A 20971-nucleotide genomic window follows, 5' to 3' on the forward strand; every position below is an offset into this window, starting at 1 on the left:
TGACCGGTGGGTGGACGACTCATCATTACATCGATGTAATCGACGCGCAAGAAGCAGTTCGGACGATTCGCACGAGGGAGTCAGGGGCGGTAGCCCGCGGGGCGTCCGGCGGTGCTCGCGCGCTCGAGCAGATGGTGCGACAGCGTCAGGGATCGCGGCGGCGTGCTGCGGTCGTCCATGCGCGACTCGAGCAGACCGAGCGCTGCCTCGGCGAACGCGCGACGGTCGAAGGCCACCGAGGTGAGCGCCGGCGACGTGTACTTCGAGAACTCGACGTCGTCGAAGCCCGTGACGATCACGTCGTCGGGAACGCGGATGCCGTGATCGTGCAGGGTGTGCAGCGCCCCGAGGGCGAGGGAGTCGGTGAAGGCCACGATCGCGTCGAACGCGACTCCGCGGGCGAGCAGCGTGCGCGCGGCATCCGCTCCACCCGACATCGACCAGGGCAGCCGGTTGACCTCGAGCGCCGGGTCCCGCGGGATGCCGGCTTCGCGCAGCGCGTCGTGCACGCCCTCGAGACGCAGTCGACTCGTCGCCGTCGCGACGGACGGGTCGTCGTCGGCGCCGACCACCGCGATCCGCCTGGCGCCGCGCGAGAGCACGTGCCGCGTCGCATCCGCGGCCGCCATCCGGCTGTCGATGCGCACGTGGTCGGCCCTGTTCTGCTCGACCTCGCCGATCACGACGAGGGGCGGCAGACGATCGGAGTACTTGATGACGCTGTCCTCGAGGCGGATGGGGTTGAGGATCAGCCCGTCGACGAGGTGCGCCCTGGCGCGCGAGACGAGCTCCTTCTCGCGCTCGGGCACCGACGCGGTCTCCTCGATCTGCACGGCCAGGCCGCGATCGTGTGCGGCCTCGACGATGCGGTGCAGCAGTTCGGCCGAGAACGCGGTCGCGAGATCGGGGAGGGCGACGGCGATGATGCCGGACCGCCCCTTGCGGAGCCCGCGTGCGCTGAGGTTCGGGACGAAGTCGAGCTGCGTCATCGCGGATTCGACCTTGGCGCGCGTCTCCTCGCGCACGGCCACGGTGCCGGTGACGACGTTGGAGACGGTCTTGATCGACACCCCGGCGAGGGCGGCGACGTCTCTCATCGTCGCGCGTGGCGGTGGCGTCGCTGTCATCCGGTCAGCCTAGTGGGGACCGCCTCCGGCGGGGGAGTACAACGATGTAGCCGAGCCGTTCGTGGCTATCATGGCGCCATGGGCATCGAACGCAACTGGGCGGGCAACCTCACGTATCGCGCATCACGCGTGGAGCACCCGTCGTCGACCGACGAGCTGGCCGCGCTTCTCGCGCAGGGCGTCCCGGTGCGGATGCTGGGATCACGCCACAGCTTCAACGACCTCGCCGACACCGACGGCCTGCTCGTGGCCCTCGACGCGCTGCCCGCGGTGTTCGAGGTGAACCAGGCGCGCGACGCCGTCCGCGTCTCGGGTGGGCTGCGCTACGGCGACATCGCCCCGCGTCTGCTGGCGGAGGGGCTCGCGCTCGCGAACCTCGCCTCGCTCCCGCACATCTCGGTGGCGGGCGCGGTCATCACCGGCACGCACGGCTCGGGCGACGCGATCGGCTCGCTCGCGAGCGCGGTGCGTGCGCTCACGATCATCACGCCGACGGGGGAGATCCGCACACTCCGCCGCGGCGACGACGACTTCGACGGCGCGGTGGTGAATCTCGGCGCGCTCGGAGCGGTCGTCGACCTGACCCTCGACGTCGAGCCGACCTACGAGGTCGCTCAGCACGTGTTCGAGCATCCGGACTGGGACGCGATCCTCGCCGACCTCGACGACGTGACCGGCGCCGGCACCAGCGTGAGCATCTTCTCGACCTGGCAGCGGACCGACATCGCCGACCAGATCTGGGTGAAGCAGCGGCTGCCCGAGGCGCACGAGGCCGCGCGGGAGTCGCTGTTCGAGCGTCTCGGCGCCGCGGCCGCCGTGAGCAAGCGGCATCCCATCCTCGGTGTGGACCCGGTCGCCTGCACGGACCAGCTGGGCGTTCCCGGGCCCTGGTCCGAACGGCTGGCCCACTTCAAGCTCGAGTTCACGCCCTCGGCCGGGGCCGAGATCCAGAGCGAGTACCTCGTGCCGCGCGCCGACGCCGTCGCCGCGATCCAGGCCGTGCGCACGCTCGCCGGCCAGATCGCCCCGCTGCTGCTGGTCAACGAGATCCGCACGGTGCGGGCCGACAGCCTCTGGCTGAGCTCGTCGTACGAGACGGATGCCGTGGGCATCCACTTCACGTGGAAGCCCGAGGAGGCCGCGGTTCGGGCGCTCCTCCCGACGATCGAGGCGGCGCTGCCGCCGACGGCCCGTCCGCACTGGGGCAAGGTGTTCGAGCTCGACGGCGCCGAGGTGCGCTCGCGGTACCCGCGCTTCGACGACTTCGCGGCGCTCGCCGCGCGCTTCGACCCCGATCGTCGGCTGGTGAACCCGTACCTGGAGCGCCTGGGACTGTAGATCGGCCCTTCGACAGGCTCAGGGACCCAGAGGTGGGTTGCTGAGCCTGTCGAAGCACCTCTCCCGTTGCACCCGTTGGGTTGTTCTCGGTAACATCACCGGAGCAGCCGACGGAGGTGCGCATGGTGAACGTCGGCTCGGACAAGCCCAACATCCGGCAGGTGGCGACGATCGCCGGGGTCTCGCACATGACCGTCTCCCGGGTGCTCAACGATCATCCGAACATCAAGCCCGACACCCGGCGGCGCGTGCTCGAGGCGATCGAGGAGCTCGACTACCGCCCGAATCTCGTCGCGCGCGCGCTCGCGACTCAACGCACACGGCGGATCGGAGTGATCGTCGAGAGTGCCGTCGCGCACGGCCCGACCAGCATCCTGCGGGCGATCGAGCTCTCGGCGCGCGCGGCCGGCTATTCCGTCACACCCATCGCACTGCACGAGGGCGATGCCCTCTCGCCCCAGGAGGCCGTCGACAACCTGGTCACGCAGGGCGTCGACGCGCTCTGCGTGATCGCCCCGCGGTCGTCGTCGGTGGCCGCGCTGCGCCGTATCGCGATCACCGTCCCCATGCTCGTCGTCAAGGCGGATGCCGATCCGACGTTCCTGACGGTGTCGATCGACCAGCACGCCGGGACGACCCTCGTGGTCGATCACCTCGTCGCCCTCGGGCACCGCGACATCCTGCACATGTCCGGCCCTCTGGACTGGCTCGACGCGCGCGCCAGGGAGCGGGCCTTCCACTCGCGGGCGAAATCATGGGGCATCCGCGAACGGCCGATCGTCGTCGGGGACTGGACGGCCGACTTCGCGTACGACTTCGCCATGGGCCTCCAGCGGCTTCCCGACTACACGGCCATCTTCGCGGCCAACGACGACATGGCGATCGGTCTCATCCACGGTCTGCACGACAAGGGTTTCGATGTGCCCCACGACCTCAGCGTCGTCGGCTTCGACGACGTGCCGCTGGCCAAGCACTTCCTGCCGCCTCTGACCACGGTGCGCCAGGACTTCGGGGCACTGGGAATCGCCGTGGTCGAGATGCTCCGCGCCGCGATCGAAGGCAGAGAGATCCCGCCGCTCACCCGCATCCCGACCGAGCTGGTCGCCCGCGCGTCATCCGCCGCGCCCCGGGAGATGCGGTGACCGTCCCACCCGCACGCGAGCCGCTCATCCGGCTGGAGGGGATCACGGTCGACTACCCCGGTGCGCGGGCCCTCGACGGGGTCGACTTCCGGATGTTCCCGGGTGAGGTGCACGCCGTGATGGGGGAGAATGCCGCGGGCAAGTCGACGCTGGTGGCCGTGCTCACCGGCACGCGAGCGCCCGATGCCGGGACCGTCGTGGTCGACGGAGAGCCGCGCCGGTTCGGCGGTGTCGCGGACAGCCGTGCCGCGGGAATCGCCACGGTGTTCCAGGAGACGCAGCTGAGTCCGAACCTCAGTGTCGCCGAGAACGTCATGCTGGGGCGCGAGCGTCGTGGGCGCCTCGGCATCGACTGGAAGCGGACGCGAGCGGCCGCCGCCGAGGCGCTCGGCAGACTCGGTCTCGACGATCTCGATCCGAAGACCCCGTTGTCGATGCTGACGCCCGCGCAGAAGCAGCTCGTCGCCCTGGCGCGGGCCGTCGTCGACGATCCGCGGGTCCTGGTGCTCGACGAGCCGACCTCGAGTCTCGACCAGGCCGAGGTCGCGACGCTCATGCGCGTGATCCGCGGTCTTCGCCAGCGCGGAGTCGCGATCCTCTTCGTCTCCCACTTCCTCGAGCAGGCGTTCGCGATCAGCGACCGCATGACGGTGCTGCGCGGCGGAAGGCGCATCGGCGAGTACGCGACACGTGATCTGGAACGAGCGGACCTCATCTCCAAGATGCTCGGCAAGGACATCGACGGGCTGAGGGCGCTGGGCTCCGAGCGGAAGGCCCACCACTATGTGTCGGACGGCGAGCCGGCGATGCGCGCGACGGACTTCGGCCGCCGCGGGGCGCTCGAGCGGACGGATCTCGACGTGCAGCGCGGGGAGATCGTCGGGCTCGCGGGTCTCCGTGGATCCGGGCGCTCCGAGCTCGCCTCGCTGCTGAGCGGATCGGTGCGCGCCGACAGCGGCGAGCTGTGGGTCGACGGCGAGCGCGTGGAGCTGCGGAGCCCGTCGGCCGCTCTCCGTCATCGCATCGCCCTGTCGGCGGAGAGTCGGCGCACGCAGGGGATCATCGGCGACCTGACCGCCCGGGAGAACATGATCCTCTCCCTCCAGGCGCTGCGCGGCTGGACGCGTCCGCTCTCGGCGGCGGAGGAGGCGGCGCTCGTCGACACCTATGTCGAGGCCCTGCATCTCGCGCCGTCCGATCTCGACCGCCCCGTCCGGATGCTGTCCGGCGGAACGCAGCAGAAGGTGCTGCTGGCCCGTGCGCTCGCCGTCCGTCCGCACGTGCTCATCCTCGATGAGCCGACGCGGGGGATCGACATCGCGGCGAAGCTGGAGGTGCAGCGCCGCATCAGCCAGCTCGCGGGCGACGGGGTGGCCGTCGTGTTCATCTCCTCCGAGCTGGAGGAGGTCGTGCGCCTGAGCGACCGCATCATCGTGCTCAAGGACCGCGAGAAGATCGGCGAACTCAGCAACGGCCCCGGTGTGACGGTCGACACGGTCGTGGAGATGATCGCCGCGGATCCCGGTCCTGATGCCGATATGTGATCGGTAACAAGAAATCCGCTCTGGAACATTCTTGATTTTTGGAACATTGCTTGTGTTCCAGAAATTGTTCCCGGTAACATCGCCGCAGGTCACGAGGACAGTGACCTGCAATCACGCAAGGGACCACGTCAGGTCCACCGTTGCCGGGCTGACTTCCGGCGTCTCAAGGAGGAGAACATGTCCGCGAAGAAGCGCATCCGCGTCGCGATCGGTCTGGCAGCAGCCGGCGCACTCACCATCGGCCTTGCGGCCTGCTCGACCGGCGGTTCCGGCGGTTCCGGGGGCGATGCCGGCGGCTCCGACGAGCTCACCACCGTGGGCTTCGTCGCCGTGGGCCCCGAGGGCGCGTGGCGGGAGGCCAACGAGCAGAACATCCAGGACACCTTCACGGAGGAGGCGGGGTACGAGCTGAAGTACGCCCCGGCCACGAACCTCGACCAGAAGTCGCAGATCGACGCGTTCACGTCGTTCGTCGACGAGGGCGTCGACGTGATCCTGCTGTCGGCGACGGAGGCCTCCGGCTGGGAGGACTCGCTCAAGCGCGCACAGGAGGCCGAGATCCCGGTGATCCTGCTCGACCGCGGCATCGAGCCCGACGACGACAGCCTGTACGTGACCCGCATCGCCCCCGACAACGTCGAGGTCGCGAAGGAGGTCGGCACCTGGGCTGCGGCCACCTTCCCGGACGGCGGCAACTACGTCGTCCTCGAGGGGCCGGCCGGTGTCGGCGTCGTCAACGAGCGCAACGAGGGCTTCGACGAGGGCCTCGGCGACTCGTCGCTCACCAAGCTCGACGCGCAGACCGCGAACTGGTCCGCGGAGGAGGGCAAGAGCGTCTTCGAGACGATGCTCAAGTCGGCGAACAACGACATCCAGCTCGTGTTCGCACAGAACGACGAGATGGGTCTCGGAGCCGCGCAGGCCGCGGAGGAGGCCGGCCTCGTCGTGGGCACAGACGTGAAGATCGCCACGATCGACGGCACCAAGAACGCCATGCAGGCGCTCGCCGACGGTCAGCTCAGCTACGTGCACGAGTACAACCCGCTGTTCGGCGAGACCGCGCTCGAGGTCGTCGAGAAGGCGCTCGCCGGCGAAGAGGTCGAGTCGTACATCGTCGTGCCGAGCGAGGCCTTCGATTCGGCCGAGGCGGCCAAGGCCGTGCTCGCCGACCGCAAGTACTGATCCATCCGCCGGAGCGATCCGGCGACCGGCCCGGGTGGCGCGCTCGTCGCGCCGCCCGGGCCGTGCAGACGGGAAGACAGCGATGAACGAAGAACTCCCCCTCGTCGAGATGCGCGGGATCACGATCGAGTTCCCCGGGGTGAAGGCCCTCGACGAAGTCGGCTTCCGCCTCTTCCCCGGCGAGGTCCATGCCCTCATGGGTGAGAACGGCGCCGGGAAGTCGACGCTGATCAAGGCTCTGACCGGCGTCTACCGGATCGACTCCGGATCGATCGCGGTCGCGGGTCTCGAGCGCAGCTTCAGCGGTGCGGGCGACGCGCAGGATGCCGGGATCTCGACCGTGTATCAGGAGGTCAACCTCGCGCCGAATCTCTCGATCGGGGAGAACGTGATGCTCGGCCACGAGGTCCGCGGCGTGCTCGGCATCAACTGGGCGGCGACCCATCGGTCCGCCACCGAGGCCCTCACCCGCCTCGGCCTCGGCCACCTCGACACCCGCAAACCGCTCTCCACCCTGTCGATCGCCCTGCAGCAGCTCGTCGCGATCAGTCGGGCGATGGCGATCAAGGCCAAGGTGCTGATCCTCGACGAGCCCACGTCGAGCCTCGATGCCGCAGAGGTCGACGGGCTCTTCGCCGTGATCCGCTCTCTTCGCGACCAGGGCGTGGCCATCCTCTTCGTCTCGCACTTCCTCGACCAGATCTATGCGATCAGCGACCGGCTCACTGTCCTCCGCAACGGCCAGTACGTCGGCGAGTACCTGACGCGCGACCTCGACAGGCACGCTCTGATCTCGAAGATGATCGGCAAGGACCTCGACGCCTTGAAGTCGCTCGGCGGCAACCGACGTCGGGCCCCCCGTGACGCGGGCGAGAAGCCGTTGCTCTCGGCATCCGGCATCGCCAGGCGCGGCGCGGTCGAGGCGACCGACCTCGACATCCGTCCGGGAGAGATCGTCGGGTTCGCGGGGCTCCTCGGCTCGGGCCGCACCGAGCTCGCCCGCCTGCTCTACGGAGCCGACCGCGCCGACGAGGGCGCGATCGAGCTCCACGGGCACCGTGTCGACCTGCGCTCGCCTGCGGATGCCCTCCCGCGGCGCATCGCGTTCTCGACCGAGAATCGGCGCGACGAGGGGATCATCGGCGACCTCACCGTGCGCGAGAACATCATCCTCGCCGTCCAGGCGGAGCGCGGATGGGCCAGACCCATGTCGCGCAAGGAGCAGGACGCGATCGTGGAGAAGTACATCGCCGAGCTCAACGTCCGTCCGGCCGATCCCGAGCGGATGATCAAGAACCTCTCCGGCGGGAACCAGCAGAAGGTGCTCCTCGGGCGCTGGCTGGCCACGAAGCCCGAACTGCTCATCCTGGACGAGCCCACGCGCGGCATCGACGTCGGCGCCAAGGCCGAGATCCAGGAGGCCGTCGCCGAGCTCGCCGAGGAAGGCGTCGCCGTGGTCTTCATCTCGTCCGAGCTCGAGGAGGTGGTGCGACTCTCCGAGCGCATCGTCGTCCTCAAGGACCACCGCAAGATCGGCGAGCTCCAGAACGGACCGGATGTCACGGCGCAGGCGATCGTCGACGTGATCGCCGCGCACGGCGTGGACGCCGCGGCCGAGACCCTCGACGACGCCGACGGCGTCCTGCCGGATAGCATCGCCCTCACGACCGACAAGGAGGCAGCGCGATGACCGCCGCAGCCGGCACCAGCTTCTGGCGCGATCTGATCCACAAGCCCTTCTTCTGGGGGATCGTGGCGATCGTCGCACTCCTCGCGTTGAACGTGCTCAAGGACCCGACGTACCTGGCCCTCACGATCAACCCGAACAACGGCAACCTCGTCGGCAACCTCATCGACATCCTGCGCCAGGCGGCACCGGTGATGATGATCGCGATCGGCATGTCCCTCGTGATCGCCACCGGCGGCATCGATCTCTCGGTCGGATCACTGATGGCGGTCTCCGGCGCGGTGGCGATGGAGTTCCTCAGCGCCGCCGGCGACTCCGGCAGCGTCGGTGCGGCGCTCGGTGCGATCGGGCTCGCGCTCGTGATCACCGGCATCCTCGGGGCGGTCAACGGCATCCTCGTCGCCTATGTCGGACTGCAGCCCTTCATCGCGACCCTCGTGCTGATGCTGGCAGGACGCGGCATCGCCAAGGTGATCACCGGGGGACAGAACACCACCGCGTCGAACGACCCGTTCCGCTGGATCGCGAACGGCTTCGTGATCGGCATCCCTGTGGTGTTCATCCTCGCGGTGCTGCTCGTGCTCGTCGTCGGCTGGGTCGTGCGCAGGAGCGCCCTCGGTCTCATGATCGAGGCGATCGGCATCAACCCGAGGGCGAGCAGGATGGCGGGCATCAAGCCCAAGGGTCTGCTGCTCACCACCTACATCCTCAGCGGCATCCTCGCCGGGATCGCGGGCATCATGTCGGTCGGCAGCGTCATGACCGTCGACATCTCCCGCACCGGCTATCAGCTGGAGCTCGATGCGATCCTCGCCGTCGTCATCGGCGGAGCGTCGCTCGCCGGCGGCAAGTTCTCCCTGAGCGGCGCGTTCGTCGGGGCCCTGCTCATCGCGACGCTCGACAAGACCGTGCTGTACCTCGGCGTCTCGTCGTCGGCGACCCCGGCGTTCAAGGCCGTCGTGATCGTCGTGCTGTGCCTGCTGCAGTCCGAGCGCGTGCGGAGCTGGTTCCGCCGTCGACGCCGCGTCGCGCCACCCGAACAGCTCTCCGTGAAAGAGGAGGTGGCGGCATGAGCGTCGTGACGGCGGCTCCCGCTCCGCAGACCCAGGACACCGTGCTCGATCGGATCCGTCGGATGATCCGGGCCAACCCCTCGGTGCTGCCGACCATCGCCTCGGTGGTCATCTTCGTCGGCATGGTCGTGTTCGGCGAGGTCGCGTACGGCCGGATCCTGCAGGCCAACACCCTGTCGAATCTGCTGATCAACAACGCGCACCTCATCGTGCTCGCGGTGGCTCTGACGTTCGTCATCCTCACCGGAGGCATCGATCTGTCGGTCGGCTCGATCATCGCGCTGTCCTCGGTCGCCGGCGTGATGCTCTCCAACGCCGGATGGAACGCCTTCGCGGTGATCGTCGCGATGATCGGCATCGGAGCCCTCTTCGGCGTGGTGTCGGGAGTGCTGATCCGGTACTTCAACGTGCAGCCGTTCATCGCGACCCTCGCGATGATGTTCCTCGGGCGGGGGCTCGCCTCGCTCCTCAGCACCAAGCCGGAGCGGCTCGGTGAGGACTCGCCGATCCGCTGGATCGGAGTGCAGCTCAAGATCGTCGACGGCCCGAAGGTGAACGACCTCGTGATCACCCCGGCGGTGCTGATCGCCGTGATCGTCGTCGCCGCGGCGTTCTTCGTGCTGCACCGCACGCGTACCGGTCGCACGGTCTACGCGATCGGCGGCTCCGAGAGCTCGGCCCTGCTGATGGGGCTCCCGGTGCACCGCACGAAGGTGCTCGTCTACGTGATCAGCGGCTCGCTCGCCGGCCTCGCGGCCGTGCTCTACACGGCCCGGCTCGGCACGGCGCAGAACATCACCGGGATCGGGTGGGAGCTCGACGCGATCGCCGCAGCGGTCATCGGCGGGACGGTGCTGACCGGCGCCTACGGCTATGTGCTCGGCTCGGTGATCGGTGCGCTGGTGCTGGGGCTGATGAACGTGCTGATCACGCGCGACGGCGGTATCCCGCCGGAGATGACGACCATCATCACCGGCGGCATCCTGCTCGTGTTCGTGCTGCTGCAGCGGGCGGTGACCCGCAAACGGGAGTAGCCGGGAGCGGGGCCGACTCAGTTCGTCGGGATCCAGACCCGCATGGTCGACGGCCCGCGCTGCGCCCAGTCGTGGTACGGCACCAGCACGGCATCCGCGACCTCGTCGGACGCGCGGTGCCGCAGCGGCAGGCGCACCTGCCCGCCCGATTCGACCGGTTCCCCGGCGACGACCGCGTCCACGATGTCGGCACCGAAGTCGATCGACTCCAGTGCGAGCACCTCGGGGCCGCGCTCGACGACGACGGATCCGCGCACGGCATCCACTCGAGGATCGGCGCTGCTCACCCGGGCGACCAGCGGCAGGGTCAGCTCGACGACGTCGCCGGCGCGGAAGGGACGACGCACCTCGACCCTGCCGGGAGCGGCCGCCTCCTCCGTGACCTCGCCGTCGGCTTCCACGCGCACCGTCGCCCCCTCGGCCCACGCCGGCACCCGCAGCGTCAGGGTGAACTCGGCATCCTCGGCGATCGACACGCGGATGCCGCCGTCGACCGGGTAGCCCGTCTCGACGTCGAGCGCGACGACCCTCCCGTCGGGGAGCGTCGTGCGCACGGATGCCGGCGCGTACTGGTGCAGCTGCACGCCCTCGGCGTCTGAGGTCGCGAGGTAGGCGGCGAGGCTCGCGAACGTGCGCGCCACGTTGGGCGGGCAGCACGAGACCTCGAACCAGGGTGCGCGCAGCGAGGACGACGCCCGCTTCGACGTGCCATCGGGATCGGCCTCGACCCCCGGCATCCGCTGGTGGAGCGTGTTGGCGTAGTAGAACGCGCGCCCGTCGGGAGCGGGCGAGGTGGCGACGACGTTGAACAGCGTGCGCTCGATGAGGTCGGCGTGCTGCGTCCCGCCCGTCGCGAGCAGCAGGCGCCACGAGAACATGATCGACCCCACGCCGGCGCAGGTCTCGGAGTAGGCGCGATCGCTCGGCAGCTCCCAGTCGGCGCCGAACGCCTCGTCCTGGTGGTGCGAGCCCTGTCCCCCGGTCACGTAGGTGCGGCGTTCCGTCGTGCGGTGCCACTGGGCGCGCAGGGCATCGAGCAGACCGTCGTCGGAGAGCTCCACGGCGACGTCGGTCGCCCCGGAGGCGAGGTAGTTCGCCCGCACGGCGTGTCCGCGCAGCGCCTCGGCCTCGCGCACCGGCACGTCGTCCTGGAAGTACTCCTGCCCCCATTCGATCTCGGCGAGGGTCCCGCGTCCGTGCCGCTCGACGAACAAGGCGGCCTGATCGATGAAGCGCTGCTCGCCGAGCGCCCGTCCGAGCTCCGCGAGACCGACCTCGACCTCGGCATGGCCGCAGACCGCGTCGCGTCCGGCGGGCCCGAACTCGCGGATGACCAGCTCTGCCGCGCGTCGCGCGATCTCGATCAGCCCGTCGTCGGAATCGGGGCGGGTGCGATGACGCGCGACCGCCGCCTGGAACAGGTGCCCGAGGCAGTACAGCTCATGCCCCCACTCCAGGTCCGACCAGCGGTCGCCCTGGCCGGGGCGACCGAACCGCGTGTTCAGGTAGCCGTCGGCCTCCTGCGCGGCCGCGACGCGTGCCACGACCGACCGGAACCGCTGCTCGAGCGCGGCGTCTGCCGCGGCATCCGTCCGTCCGATCTCCCAGGCGAGCGCCTCGAGGTACTTGTAGACCTCGGAGTCGGCGAACTCCCGGCCCCGACGTCCCGCGGGCAGCGCGCCGGCGGCGGCGAGATCGAAGTTCGGCAGCCAGCCCTCGGACTCGAGACGAGAGGCGATGTGATCGAGCGTCGCCGTGCCGTTGATCTCCTGGCGCTCGCCCCAGAACCCTCCGGTGATGCGCACTTCGGAGAGGCCGAGCGGGCGCAGGCGACCGCGCGTGGGGACCACCGGCGCCGCCGGTGCAGTGGTGGCGTACATGGTCATCCCTTGAAGGCGCCGGACATGAAGCCGCGCACGTAGTGTCGTTGGAGGATCAGGAAGAGAAGGATGCAGGGGAGCGCCAGCACGACCACCCCGGCCTCGGTCGCGCCGTAGTCGACCACGCCCTGCACCTGCCCGCGGAGGTTCGCGACCGCGAGCGGCAGCGTCATCCGGTTGGAGTCGTTGATGAGGATCAGCGGGGCCATGAAGTCGTTCCACGCCGTGAGGAAGGCGAAGAGCCCGACGGTCACGAGCCCCGGCTTGACCGCCGGCAGCAGCACCCGCCACAGGGCGCCCCAGCTGGAGCATCCGTCGACCATGGCGGCCTCGTCCATCTCGCGCGGGATCGACTCGAACGAGATCCGCATCATGAACATCGAGAACGGCAGCTGGAACATCGTGATCACGAGCGCGACGCCCACGAGCGAGTTCTGCAGGCCGACCGCGTTGAGGATCACGTAGAGCGGGATCAGCAGGGTCGCATACGGCACCATGAGGATCGCGAGCGTCACCAGGAACAGCGCGTTCTTGCCGGGGAACGAGAACCGGGCGAAGGCGTAGCCGCCCAGCAGCGAGATGAACAGGGTGAGGGCGACCGTGAGCACCGAGACGAACAGCGAGTTGCCCAGGTACACCCAGATGCCCGCCTGGTAGTCGGCGAGGGCGATGTAGTTGCCGAAGCCCCAGCCGTCGGTCTGGCTCGTACCGGCCACCGGGCTGAGCGAGGAGACGCCGGTCCAGATGAGCGGATAGAGGAAGATCACCGCGAGGGCGGTCGTGAACACCCAGTAGGGGATGCCGAAGACGATGCGCGCCGCTCTCGAGCGGTACCGCGGAGCGGCGGGCTGATGGTTCGGGGCGATGATCGTGCGCGTGAGTGTCTGGGACATGGCTTCAGCTCTCATCCGGACGCCGGAAGGCGCGCAACTGGAAGACGTTGATGACGATGAGCGCGAGCAGCACGATCACCGAGAGGGCGCCGGCGATGCCGAGGCTGTTCTGACCCTGGAAGGCCACGTTGTAGATGAGCTGCACGACCGTCATGGTGCTGTTGTCGGGGCCGCCCTTGGTGAGGATGTAGAACTGCTCGAACGCGAGCAGCGAGCCGGTCACGCACATGACGGTGGTGAGCGCGAAGGTCGGCTTGAGGAGGGGCACCGTGATGTAGCGGAACGTCTGCCAGCGGCTCGAGCCGTCGATGCGCGCGGCTTCGTAGATGTCATCCGGGATGCCCTGCAGGCCCACGAGCATCAGCAGCATGTAGAAGCCGGCGAAGCGCCACACGATGAGGAAGATCGTCGACCAGAGGGCGCCGTCGGGGGTGCCGAGGAACGTGATGCCCCACGACTTCATCAGACCGGCGAAGGGGCCGGCGATGGGGGAGTACAGCACGTAGAACAGCAGAGACGCGGAGGCCAGGCCGAGGGCGCTCGGGATGAGGAAGGCCGTGCGCAGGAGGCCCTTCCACCGGGTCGACTCCTGCACGAGGAGGGCGAGGCCGAGGCCCAGGCCGATCAGGATCACGGTCGTGATCAGGGTGTACAGCAGGGTGAAGCGGATGCTGTCCCAGAAGAGCCGGTGGCTGACGGCATCCACGTAGTTCTCGGGGAAGTTCGGGCCGCGGTTGCCGCTGAGCAGCGGCCAGTCGGACCCGGACATCTGCAGCACGAGCACCAGCGGCACCACGAACAGCAGGGCCACGAAGATCGCGGTCGGTGCGGCGTAGAGCCAGCCCTGCACGGGCCCGCCGAATCCGGTGCGCACGCGGCGGCGGCGCAGCGGGGATGCGGTCGAGGTCATCTCAGTCTCTTTCGATCGGGGCGAGCGGGCGCTGGGGCGGCGCGGTCGTGCGCCGCCCCACCGGAGGTCACTGCGAGAGGATCGCGGTGATCTCCTCGTTGTCGGCCTCGACGGCGTCCTCGCCGTTCAGGACCCGGTTGCGCACCAGCGCGAGCCACGGACTGCCCGGCGCGTTGAACGCCTGCTGGAAGTTCAGGGCGACGGGTGTGCTGCCCTGTGCTGCGACCTCGTTGATCGTGACCAGGCGCGGGTCGGCGGCCGCGTACTCGTTGTCGGCGAGATCGCCGCGGGAGACGGCGTTGCCGTCCTTGGCGAGCACCTCGACCTGGGCCTCCTCGGACATCATCCAGTTGAGGAAGTTCCAGGCCTGCGCGGACTGCTTCGAGTCCTTCGAGATTCCGATGCCGTCACCGCCCACGAACGTGGAGACGCCGCCGTCGACACCGGGGATGCCGGCGACTCCCGCGTCGAACTCGAGAGAGGGCAGCAGCGTGGCCGGGAACGGCATGACGCCGACCTTGCCTTCGCTGAACGCCGCGGTCCAGGTGGGACCGGCCTCGTCGGTGGAGCTGGGCAGCACGGCGCCGGCCTTCTCGAGCTCCGCCCAGGTGTCGTACACCGCCTGCGCGGCATCGCCGTCGAGCAGCGCCTCGGCGCCGTCGTCGGTCATGACCTCTTCGCCGGATGCCCAGACCGAGGGGAACCACGTGAAGACGAGGCATCCGCCGCAGTTCAGGCCCGTGGCGGTGCCGTAGGTGTCGGGCTTGTTCAGGGCCTGCACGGCCTGCGCCGCCTCGGAGAACTCCGCGAGCGTGGCCGGAGCCTTCTCGGGGTCGAGTCCGGCTTCGGCGAACAGCTCCTTGTTCCAGAACAGCATCGAGAGGTCGAGGGCGAACGGCAGCACGTACTCCTTGTCGTCGACCGTGCCGGCGGAGAGGTGGCCCTGGTTGATGTCGTCCTTGAAGTCGAGGCCGTCGATCTGCTCGGAGATGTCGGCGAACAACCCCTGCTGCGCCCAGTTGGGCACGTAGACGATGTCGGCGGCGAAGAGGTCGGGGAGTCCTCCGGAGCCGGCGGCCGCGCCGACCTTGGCGACGTAGTCGTCGTTCGGGACGACCGTGAGCTCGACCTGGTTCTCGTGCGACTCGTTGTACGCGTCGACGAGCAGCTTGGCCTGCCGCTCGATGGGTGCGCGCGTCCAGAGGGTCAGGGTCGACCCGTCGTCGACGCCTTCGGCGGTGATCGGCTCGTCGGACGCGACTTCGCCGCCGGATGCGCAGGCGGCGAGAGGGGCGGCGAGCAGGGCGGTCGCCGCGAGGGCGGTGACGGTGCGTCGGAGCGCACGGCGTCGGGTGGTGTGCATGGGATGGCCTCCAGGACTCTTCGGTGAGCGGATGCTGTCGTCGGGCGACGGCGCTGACTTGCGTTGGCGGGCGAGTTCGAAAATCTCCGAAACCGCTTTCGAAAAGGTATATCGTGAATGTGGCGCAGCGGTCAAGGACTGCTCCGATAACCTTTCAGCAGCGTTCGGTTCAGTGCGGTTCAGGGGGCGAGATGGCAAACGGCGAATCCGTGGGCAAGGCGGCGACGCTCAGCGATGTGGCCCGTCTCGCTGGCGTGTCGATCGCGACGGCATCCAAGGCGCTCAACGACCGCGGGGATGTCGCCGCGGCGACGCGAGCCCGTGTGCTCGCGGTCGCCGACGAGCTCTCCTTCACCCCGAACGCGATGGCGCGCGGGCTGCTGGCCGGCCGCACCGGCACCGTGGGCCTGCTCACGAGCGACCTCGAGGGCCGCTTCATGATCCCGATCCTGATGGGGGCGGAGGATGCCTTCGGCGCCGGCCGCATCAACGTGTTCCTGTGCGACGCCCGCGGCGACGCGATCCGCGAGCAGCATCACCTGAAGGAGCTCCTCAGCCGCAGGGTCGACGGCATCATCGTGGTCGGACGTCAGACCGACCCGCGCCCGTCGCTCGGACAGGACCTTCCCGTGCCGGTCGTCTACGCGTACGCGCCGTCGGATGACCCGCGCGACCTGTCGCTCACCCCCGACAACTACGCCGGCGGGCGCCTCGCGATCGAGCACCTGCTCGCGTGCGGGCGCCGGCGCATCGCCCACATCTCGGGCGACCCCTCGTACGCCGCGGCCCAGGATCGTCTCGCCGGAGCACGGGCCGCGCTCGGCGAGGCCGGACTCGAGCTCGTCGGAGAGCCGATGTTCTCGGAGTGGACCGAGCACTGGGGCAGAGACGCCGCCGCGATGCTCCTGCAGCGGCATCCCGACATCGACGCGGTGTTCTGCGGCTCCGATCAGATCGCGCGCGGCGTGCTCGACTCGGCGCGGGACCTCGGACGCTCGGTGCCCGACGACCTCGCGGTGATCGGCTACGACAACTGGGAGGTGCTCGCGACCAACGCCCGCCCCGAGCTCACCAGCATCGACGCGAACCTGCAGCAGCTCGGGCGACAGGCCGCTCAGCGCGTGTTCGATGCGATCGACGGCGTCGACATCGGCGAGGGCTCGCACCATCTGCCCGTGCGCCTGGTGATCCGCGGCTCGACCATCGCCCGGCGGTAGCCCGGGGTGCTTCGACAGGCTCAGCAACCCAGGTGCCTGGGTCCCTGAGCCTGTCGAAGGGCCGGCCGAGAGGGGCCCGTCAGACGTGGTCGCGCCAGGAGTGCTGCGGGTCGAACCCCAGCACGCGCCGCGCCCTGTCGATCGAGAGCAGCGTCTCGTTCGGCCCGAACTCGCCCCTGACCGGCACGTCGGGGAACACCTCGGCGAGCAGCTCGGCGTTCGGTCGTGTCATGACCGTGTCGGCGGCCGCGATGATGAAGCGGTCGAATCCGGGAGCGGCGACCTCGAGCGCGCGCTGCACGGCCTGCGCCCCGTCGCGGGCGTCGATGTAGCCCCAGAGGTTCCACTTGCGCAGCAGCGCATCGGCGTCGAACGACGGGAAGGCCGCGTAGTCCTCGGGGTCCATCACGTTCGAGAACCGCAGCGCCGTGATCGACAGATCGGGGTGCCAGCGGACGAGCTCGGTCGCCAGCTGCTCCTCGAGCGTCTTCACCAGCGAGTACACCGACTCCGGGCGCGCCGGATAGTCCTCGTCGACCGGCACATAGGGCGGCGGAACGTCGAACGGCAGGCCGAGAACCGTCTCGCTCGACGCGTAGACGATACGACGGATGCCGAGCCGCACGGCCGCCCAGAACACGTTGAACGTGGCCGGCATGTTGTTGTGGAAGGTCGCGACATCGCTGCGGATGCCGGGCGCCGGGATCGCGCCGAGATGCACGACCGCGTCGATGCCGTCGTGCCGATCGCCGACCGCGGTGAAGGCGTCGACGACCTGGCCGTAGTCGGTGAGATCGACCTGCACGAAATCGGGTCCGCGGACGCCCGCGACATCCATGCCGATGACGTCGTAGCCGTTCGCGCGCAGTTCGCGAGCGACGACGCGGCCGAGCTTGCCCGATGATCCCGTGAGAGCGATGCGCATGTCTCCAGAGTGGCACGGCTGCGAGCGGCGCGGGTCGGGCGTCGTACACTCGTCGGCGTGAGTGAGTCCCCCAGCGCGTCGAATCGCACGGTCGGCGTCCGCGACGTCGCGGCGCTCGCCGGGGTGTCCCGGCAGACCGTCTCGCGAGTGCTCAACGATCACCCCGATGTCGCCCCCGAGACCCAGCTGCGCGTGCAGGCGGCCATGGCCGAGCTCGGGTACCGGATGAACAACGCCGCCCGCGCGCTGGGCACCCGCCGGTCCCGCACGCTGGGCGTGCTGGCCTCCGACGCCCTGCAGTACGGTCCCTCGCGCAGCATCGCCGCGCTCGAGGCGTCCGCTCGGGCGGCGGGCTACTGGGTCAGTGCGGCCTTCGCCGATGCGGGAGACGCCGCAGCGGTCGTCGCGGCCGTCGATCACCTCATCACCCAGGGCGTCGAGGGCATCGTGGTCGTCGCTCCACACGCCCGCACGCTCGAGGCGCTCGACGCCCTCTCGATCGGCGTTCCCGTCGTCACCCTGCATTCCGCGGGGCGCGGCGCTCACGGACTCTCCGTCGATCAGGCGGCCGGCGCGCGCATGGCCGTCGCCGCCCTCGCGGATGCCGGGCACACCCGCATCGTCCATCTCGCGGGTCCCGCCGACTGGCTCGAAGCGGAGTCGCGCGCGGAGGGCTTCGCCGCGGAGCTGGCCGCACGGGGTCTCCCGGCCGGACCCGTGATCGCAGGGGACTGGTCGGCGGGATCGGGGTATGCCGCCGTCGCCGCGGTCCGTGCCGCGGGTGCGACCGCCGTCTTCGCCGCGAACGACCAGATGGCGCTCGGGCTGCTCGGCGGACTGCACGAGGCCGGGCTCGCGGTCCCCGCCGACATCAGCGTGGTCGGCTTCGACGACATCCCGGACGCCGCGTACTACTGGCCGAAGCTCACGACCGTGCGGCAGGACTTCGACGAGCTCGCGCGCCGCGCGGTCGCTGCGGCGGTCGGCGGCGCCGAGGCCGAGGCGGCGCATCTGGCCCCGGTCGCCCCGGTGCTGATCCCGCGCGACTCGGTCGCCCCGCCGCGCTGACCCTCGGCCCGTCGAGCCCCGTCGAGCCCCGTCGTTCCGGCCGGAGTGGCGTTCGCAATTCAGCAAGAGTTCGGACGCGCGGGGCTCCTTGCCTCGGAATTCCGGGGGCCGTGCTCAGGGCGCAGGGAGTTCTTGCTGAATTGTGAACGGCCGACCGCCGAGCCCCGTCCTCTTGACGACCCGCGCGACCCGTGACACACTTCTGTGACCGGTCACAGTGGCCGGTTCGAGCACTCGAGGTCCCGTGAGCAACGAAGCCCCTGCCTTCTCCGACGAGGTCGAAGCAGCCATCGCCACCGTCCGCGCCGACGTCGCCCGACTCCACGGCGAGCTGGTCCGCTACGGACTCGTCGTCTGGACCGGCGGCAACGTCTCCGGCCGGGTTCCCGGCGCCGATCTGTTCGTGATCAAGCCGTCCGGCGTCTCCTACGACCACCTCGCACCCGACAACATGATCCTGTGCGACCTCGACGGGAACGTCATCCCCGGCACACCCGGCAGCGATCGCTCCCCGTCGAGCGACACCGCCGCGCACGCCTACGTGTACCGCAACATGCCGGCGGTCGGCGGCGTCGTGCACACGCACTCGACCTACGCCGTCGCCTGGGCCGCCCGCGGCGAGGAGATCCCCTGCGTGATCACCGCCATGGCCGACGAGTTCGGCGGACCGATCCCGATCGGCCCCTTCGCGATCATCGGCGACGACTCGATCGGACGCGGCATCGTCGAGACCCTCAGCGGACACCGCTCGCGGGCGGTGCTCATGCAGAACCACGGCCCGTTCACGATCGGCGTCGACGCGAAGGATGCTGTGAAGGCGGCGGTCATGGTCGAGGACGTGGCGCGCACCGTGCACCTCGCCCGCGAGGCCGGTCCGCTGGTCCCGATCCCGCAGGCGGCGATCGACAGCCTCTTCGACCGCTACCAGAACGTGTACGGCCAGAGTCAGGACGCCCGCCGATGACCTCTCCGACCGCGGCGTCCGGCGCCGATGACATCCGCGCCGGCCGGACGAGCCTCGGCATCGAGCTGGGTTCCACGCGCATCAAGGCCTGCCTGATCGGCTCCGACCCCACCGAGGTGCTCGCCACCGGCTCCTTCACGTGGGAGAACCGGCTCGAGGACGGGCTCTGGACCTACGCGATCGACGAGGTCTGGACGGGGCTGCAGGCCGCCTATGCCGCGCTCGTCGCCGACGCGGAGCGGCAGCACGGCATCCGTCCCTCATCGTTCGGAGCGATCGGCGTCTCGGCCATGATGCACGGCTACCTCGCGTTCGACGAGGCCGGCGAGCTGCTCGTGCCGTTCCGCACCTGGCGCAACACCAACACCGGCGCGGCATCCGCCGAGCTGACCGAGCTGCTGGGAGTCAACATCCCGCTGCGCTGGTCGATCGCCCACCTGCACCAGGCCGTCATCGACGGCGAGGCGCATGTGTCCCGGATCGCCGGCGTGAACACGCTCGCCGGCTATGTGCACCACAAGCTCACCGGTCGGCGCGTGCTCGGCGTCGGCGACGCCTCGGGCATGTTCCCGATCGACTCCTCCACCCGCGACTACGACGAGCGGATGCTGCGCGCCTACGACGCCCACGCCGCCGGCCGTCTGCCTCGCCCGCTCGCCGAGATCCTGCCGGCCGCGCTCTCCGCCGGTGCGGATGCCGGTGCCCTCACGGCCGAGGGAGCTGCGCTGCTCGACCCGAGCGGTGCTCTGCAGCCCGGCATCCGGCTGTGCCCGCCCGAGGGCGACGCGGGCACCGGCATGGTCGCGACGAACTCGGTCGCGCCGCGCACCGGCAACGTCTCTGCGGGCACCAGCATCTTCGCGATGGTCGTGCTCGAGCGTCCGCTGACGGAGGTGCATCACGAACTCGACCTCGTGACCACCCCCGCGGGCGACGCCGTCGCGATGGTGCACTGCAACAACGGCGCGAGCGAGCTCGCGGCCTGGGCGGGTCTGTTCACCCGCTTCTCGGCCGCCGCGGGGCAGCCGCTCGACGATGACGCCGTGTTCGACGCGCTGTTCCGCGAGTCGCTCGACGGCGAGGCGGATGCCGGCGGTCTGATCGCCTACAACCATCTCGCGGGCGAGCCCATCGCCGGGCTCGATGTCGGCCGGCCGCTGTTCGTGCGCACGCCCGACAGCGCGTTCACACTCGCGAACTTCATGCGCTCGCAGCTCTACGGTGTGTTCGGCACTCTCGCGCTCGGCATGCAGGTACTGGCCGACGAGGGCGTCGAGTTGGACCGGATGTTCGCCCACGGTGGCATGTTCCGCACGGCCGGGGTCGCGCAGCGGTTCCTCGCCGGCGCCCTCGGTGCGCCGGTCGCCGTCGGAGAGCTGGCATCCGAGGGTGGTGCGTGGGGCATCGCGGTGCTGGCCTCGTACCTCGCGCATGCCGACGCATTGTCCCTGGGGGAGTACCTCGAGCAGCAGGTGTTCGCCGCGGCATCCCTCTCCACGACCGAACCCGACCCCGCGGATGTCGCGGGCTTCGCCGCCTACCTCGACCGCTATCGGGCGGGGCTGGCCGTCGAGGCCGCCGCCGTCGCATCCCTCTGACGCTTCGACAGGCTCAGCGACCACTT

General features: G+C 69.8%; 17 protein-coding genes. 11 read left to right on the forward strand and 6 right to left on the reverse strand.

Annotated elements, in window-relative coordinates:
• Positions 1–80: 80 nt before the first annotated feature.
• Positions 81–1127 (reverse strand): LacI family DNA-binding transcriptional regulator, encoded by a 1047-nt coding sequence (locus DC434_RS03630; protein ID WP_116633874.1) that lies wholly within the window; start codon positions 1125–1127, stop codon positions 81–83.
• A gap of 78 nt (positions 1128–1205) precedes the next feature.
• Between DC434_RS03630 and DC434_RS03635 the strand changes: the two genes are divergently transcribed.
• From DC434_RS03635 to DC434_RS03665, 7 genes are all read left to right on the forward strand, one after another.
• Positions 1206–2465: an FAD-binding protein gene (locus DC434_RS03635; RefSeq protein WP_116633875.1), complete on the forward strand. Its 1260-nt coding sequence runs from the start codon at positions 1206–1208 to the stop codon at positions 2463–2465.
• A 122-nt stretch (positions 2466–2587) separates the two neighbouring features.
• The gene (locus DC434_RS03640; protein ID WP_116633876.1) at positions 2588–3607 is read left to right on the forward strand and encodes a LacI family DNA-binding transcriptional regulator; all 1020 of its coding nucleotides are present in this window, start codon (positions 2588–2590) and stop codon (positions 3605–3607) included.
• Complete coding sequence (locus DC434_RS03645) at positions 3604–5151, forward strand: sugar ABC transporter ATP-binding protein (RefSeq protein WP_116633877.1); 1548 nt, start codon at positions 3604–3606, stop codon at positions 5149–5151. The genes DC434_RS03640 and DC434_RS03645 overlap by 4 nt, the downstream gene beginning before the upstream one ends.
• Before the next feature lie 177 nt (positions 5152–5328).
• Positions 5329–6333 carry a substrate-binding domain-containing protein gene (locus DC434_RS03650; protein ID WP_116633878.1) on the forward strand — a complete coding sequence of 335 codons (1005 nt, stop codon included), beginning with the start codon at positions 5329–5331 and terminating at the stop codon, positions 6331–6333.
• An 82-nt stretch (positions 6334–6415) separates the two neighbouring features.
• The gene (locus tag DC434_RS03655; RefSeq protein WP_116633879.1) at positions 6416–8023 is read left to right on the forward strand and encodes a sugar ABC transporter ATP-binding protein; all 1608 of its coding nucleotides are present in this window, start codon (positions 6416–6418) and stop codon (positions 8021–8023) included.
• A complete protein-coding gene (locus tag DC434_RS03660) occupies positions 8020–9093 on the forward strand; it encodes an ABC transporter permease (protein ID WP_116633880.1) in 1074 nt (357 codons plus the stop codon). Before DC434_RS03655 ends, DC434_RS03660 begins: the two co-directional genes overlap by 4 nt.
• Entirely contained in the window at positions 9090–10127 is a 1038-nt protein-coding gene (locus tag DC434_RS03665) for a sugar ABC transporter permease (protein WP_116633881.1), read from the forward strand. Before DC434_RS03660 ends, DC434_RS03665 begins: the two co-directional genes overlap by 4 nt.
• A gap of 17 nt (positions 10128–10144) precedes the next feature.
• Here DC434_RS03665 and DC434_RS03670 read toward each other — a convergent pair whose 3' ends face one another.
• The 4 genes from DC434_RS03670 to DC434_RS03685 all read right to left on the reverse strand — a co-directional run bounded on the left by DC434_RS03670 (position 10145) and on the right by DC434_RS03685 (position 15173).
• Positions 10145–12013 carry a beta-L-arabinofuranosidase domain-containing protein gene (locus tag DC434_RS03670; protein WP_116633882.1) on the reverse strand — a complete coding sequence of 623 codons (1869 nt, stop codon included), beginning with the start codon at positions 12011–12013 and terminating at the stop codon, positions 10145–10147.
• Complete coding sequence (locus DC434_RS03675; RefSeq protein ID WP_116633883.1) at positions 12010–12900, reverse strand: carbohydrate ABC transporter permease; 891 nt, start codon at positions 12898–12900, stop codon at positions 12010–12012. Before DC434_RS03675 ends, DC434_RS03670 begins: the two co-directional genes overlap by 4 nt.
• A gap of 4 nt (positions 12901–12904) precedes the next feature.
• Positions 12905–13810, reverse strand: coding sequence for a sugar ABC transporter permease (locus tag DC434_RS03680; protein ID WP_116633884.1), 906 nt, complete (start codon positions 13808–13810; stop codon positions 12905–12907).
• A gap of 67 nt (positions 13811–13877) precedes the next feature.
• Positions 13878–15173 (reverse strand): sugar ABC transporter substrate-binding protein, encoded by a 1296-nt coding sequence (locus DC434_RS03685; RefSeq protein ID WP_116633885.1) that lies wholly within the window; start codon positions 15171–15173, stop codon positions 13878–13880.
• A gap of 191 nt (positions 15174–15364) precedes the next feature.
• Between DC434_RS03685 and DC434_RS03690 the strand changes: the two genes are divergently transcribed.
• On the forward strand, positions 15365–16390 hold the full coding sequence (locus DC434_RS03690) for a LacI family DNA-binding transcriptional regulator (protein ID WP_116633886.1): 1026 nt from the start codon (positions 15365–15367) through the stop codon (positions 16388–16390).
• A gap of 79 nt (positions 16391–16469) precedes the next feature.
• Here DC434_RS03690 and DC434_RS03695 read toward each other — a convergent pair whose 3' ends face one another.
• Positions 16470–17315, reverse strand: a complete 846-nt coding sequence (locus DC434_RS03695; protein ID WP_116633887.1) for an NAD(P)-dependent oxidoreductase — start codon at positions 17313–17315, stop codon at positions 16470–16472.
• Between the two features lie 57 nt (positions 17316–17372).
• Here DC434_RS03695 and DC434_RS03700 point away from each other — a divergent pair, with 57 nt between their 5' ends.
• The 3 genes from DC434_RS03700 (at position 17373) to DC434_RS03710 (ending at position 20945) form a co-directional block, all read left to right on the forward strand.
• A complete protein-coding gene (locus DC434_RS03700; RefSeq protein WP_116634035.1) occupies positions 17373–18383 on the forward strand; it encodes a LacI family DNA-binding transcriptional regulator in 1011 nt (336 codons plus the stop codon).
• 244 nt (positions 18384–18627) lie between these two features.
• A complete protein-coding gene (locus DC434_RS03705; protein ID WP_116633888.1) occupies positions 18628–19347 on the forward strand; it encodes an L-ribulose-5-phosphate 4-epimerase in 720 nt (239 codons plus the stop codon).
• Positions 19344–20945, forward strand: a complete 1602-nt coding sequence (locus DC434_RS03710) for an FGGY-family carbohydrate kinase (RefSeq protein ID WP_116633889.1) — start codon at positions 19344–19346, stop codon at positions 20943–20945. The genes DC434_RS03705 and DC434_RS03710 overlap by 4 nt, the downstream gene beginning before the upstream one ends.
• Positions 20946–20971: the final 26 nt, after the last annotated feature.

The sequence above is a fragment of the Microbacterium sp. TPD7012 genome, assembly GCF_003075395.1.
Classification (GTDB): Bacteria; Actinomycetota; Actinomycetes; order Actinomycetales; family Microbacteriaceae; genus Microbacterium.

What these genes read in the sequence shown, in the direction of transcription:
- DC434_RS03710 (WP_116633889.1), top strand. Translation starts at nt 19,344, where the DNA reads ATGACCTCTCCGACCGCGGCGTCCGGCGCCGATGACATCCGCGCCGGC.
- DC434_RS03635 (WP_116633875.1), top strand. Translation starts at nt 1,206, where the DNA reads ATGGGCATCGAACGCAACTGGGCGGGCAACCTCACGTATCGCGCATCA.
- DC434_RS03675 (WP_116633883.1), bottom strand. Translation starts at nt 12,900, where the DNA reads ATGTCCCAGACACTCACGCGCACGATCATCGCCCCGAACCATCAGCCC.
- DC434_RS03640 (WP_116633876.1), top strand. Translation starts at nt 2,588, where the DNA reads ATGGTGAACGTCGGCTCGGACAAGCCCAACATCCGGCAGGTGGCGACG.
- DC434_RS03680 (WP_116633884.1), bottom strand. Translation starts at nt 13,810, where the DNA reads ATGACCTCGACCGCATCCCCGCTGCGCCGCCGCCGCGTGCGCACCGGA.
- DC434_RS03655 (WP_116633879.1), top strand. Translation starts at nt 6,416, where the DNA reads ATGAACGAAGAACTCCCCCTCGTCGAGATGCGCGGGATCACGATCGAG.
- DC434_RS03665 (WP_116633881.1), top strand. Translation starts at nt 9,090, where the DNA reads ATGAGCGTCGTGACGGCGGCTCCCGCTCCGCAGACCCAGGACACCGTG.
- DC434_RS03630 (WP_116633874.1), bottom strand. Translation starts at nt 1,127, where the DNA reads ATGACAGCGACGCCACCGCCACGCGCGACGATGAGAGACGTCGCCGCC.
- DC434_RS03670 (WP_116633882.1), bottom strand. Translation starts at nt 12,013, where the DNA reads ATGACCATGTACGCCACCACTGCACCGGCGGCGCCGGTGGTCCCCACG.
- DC434_RS03685 (WP_116633885.1), bottom strand. Translation starts at nt 15,173, where the DNA reads ATGCACACCACCCGACGCCGTGCGCTCCGACGCACCGTCACCGCCCTC.
- DC434_RS03695 (WP_116633887.1), bottom strand. Translation starts at nt 17,315, where the DNA reads ATGCGCATCGCTCTCACGGGATCATCGGGCAAGCTCGGCCGCGTCGTC.
- DC434_RS03650 (WP_116633878.1), top strand. Translation starts at nt 5,329, where the DNA reads ATGTCCGCGAAGAAGCGCATCCGCGTCGCGATCGGTCTGGCAGCAGCC.
- DC434_RS03690 (WP_116633886.1), top strand. Translation starts at nt 15,365, where the DNA reads ATGGCAAACGGCGAATCCGTGGGCAAGGCGGCGACGCTCAGCGATGTG.
- DC434_RS03660 (WP_116633880.1), top strand. Translation starts at nt 8,020, where the DNA reads ATGACCGCCGCAGCCGGCACCAGCTTCTGGCGCGATCTGATCCACAAG.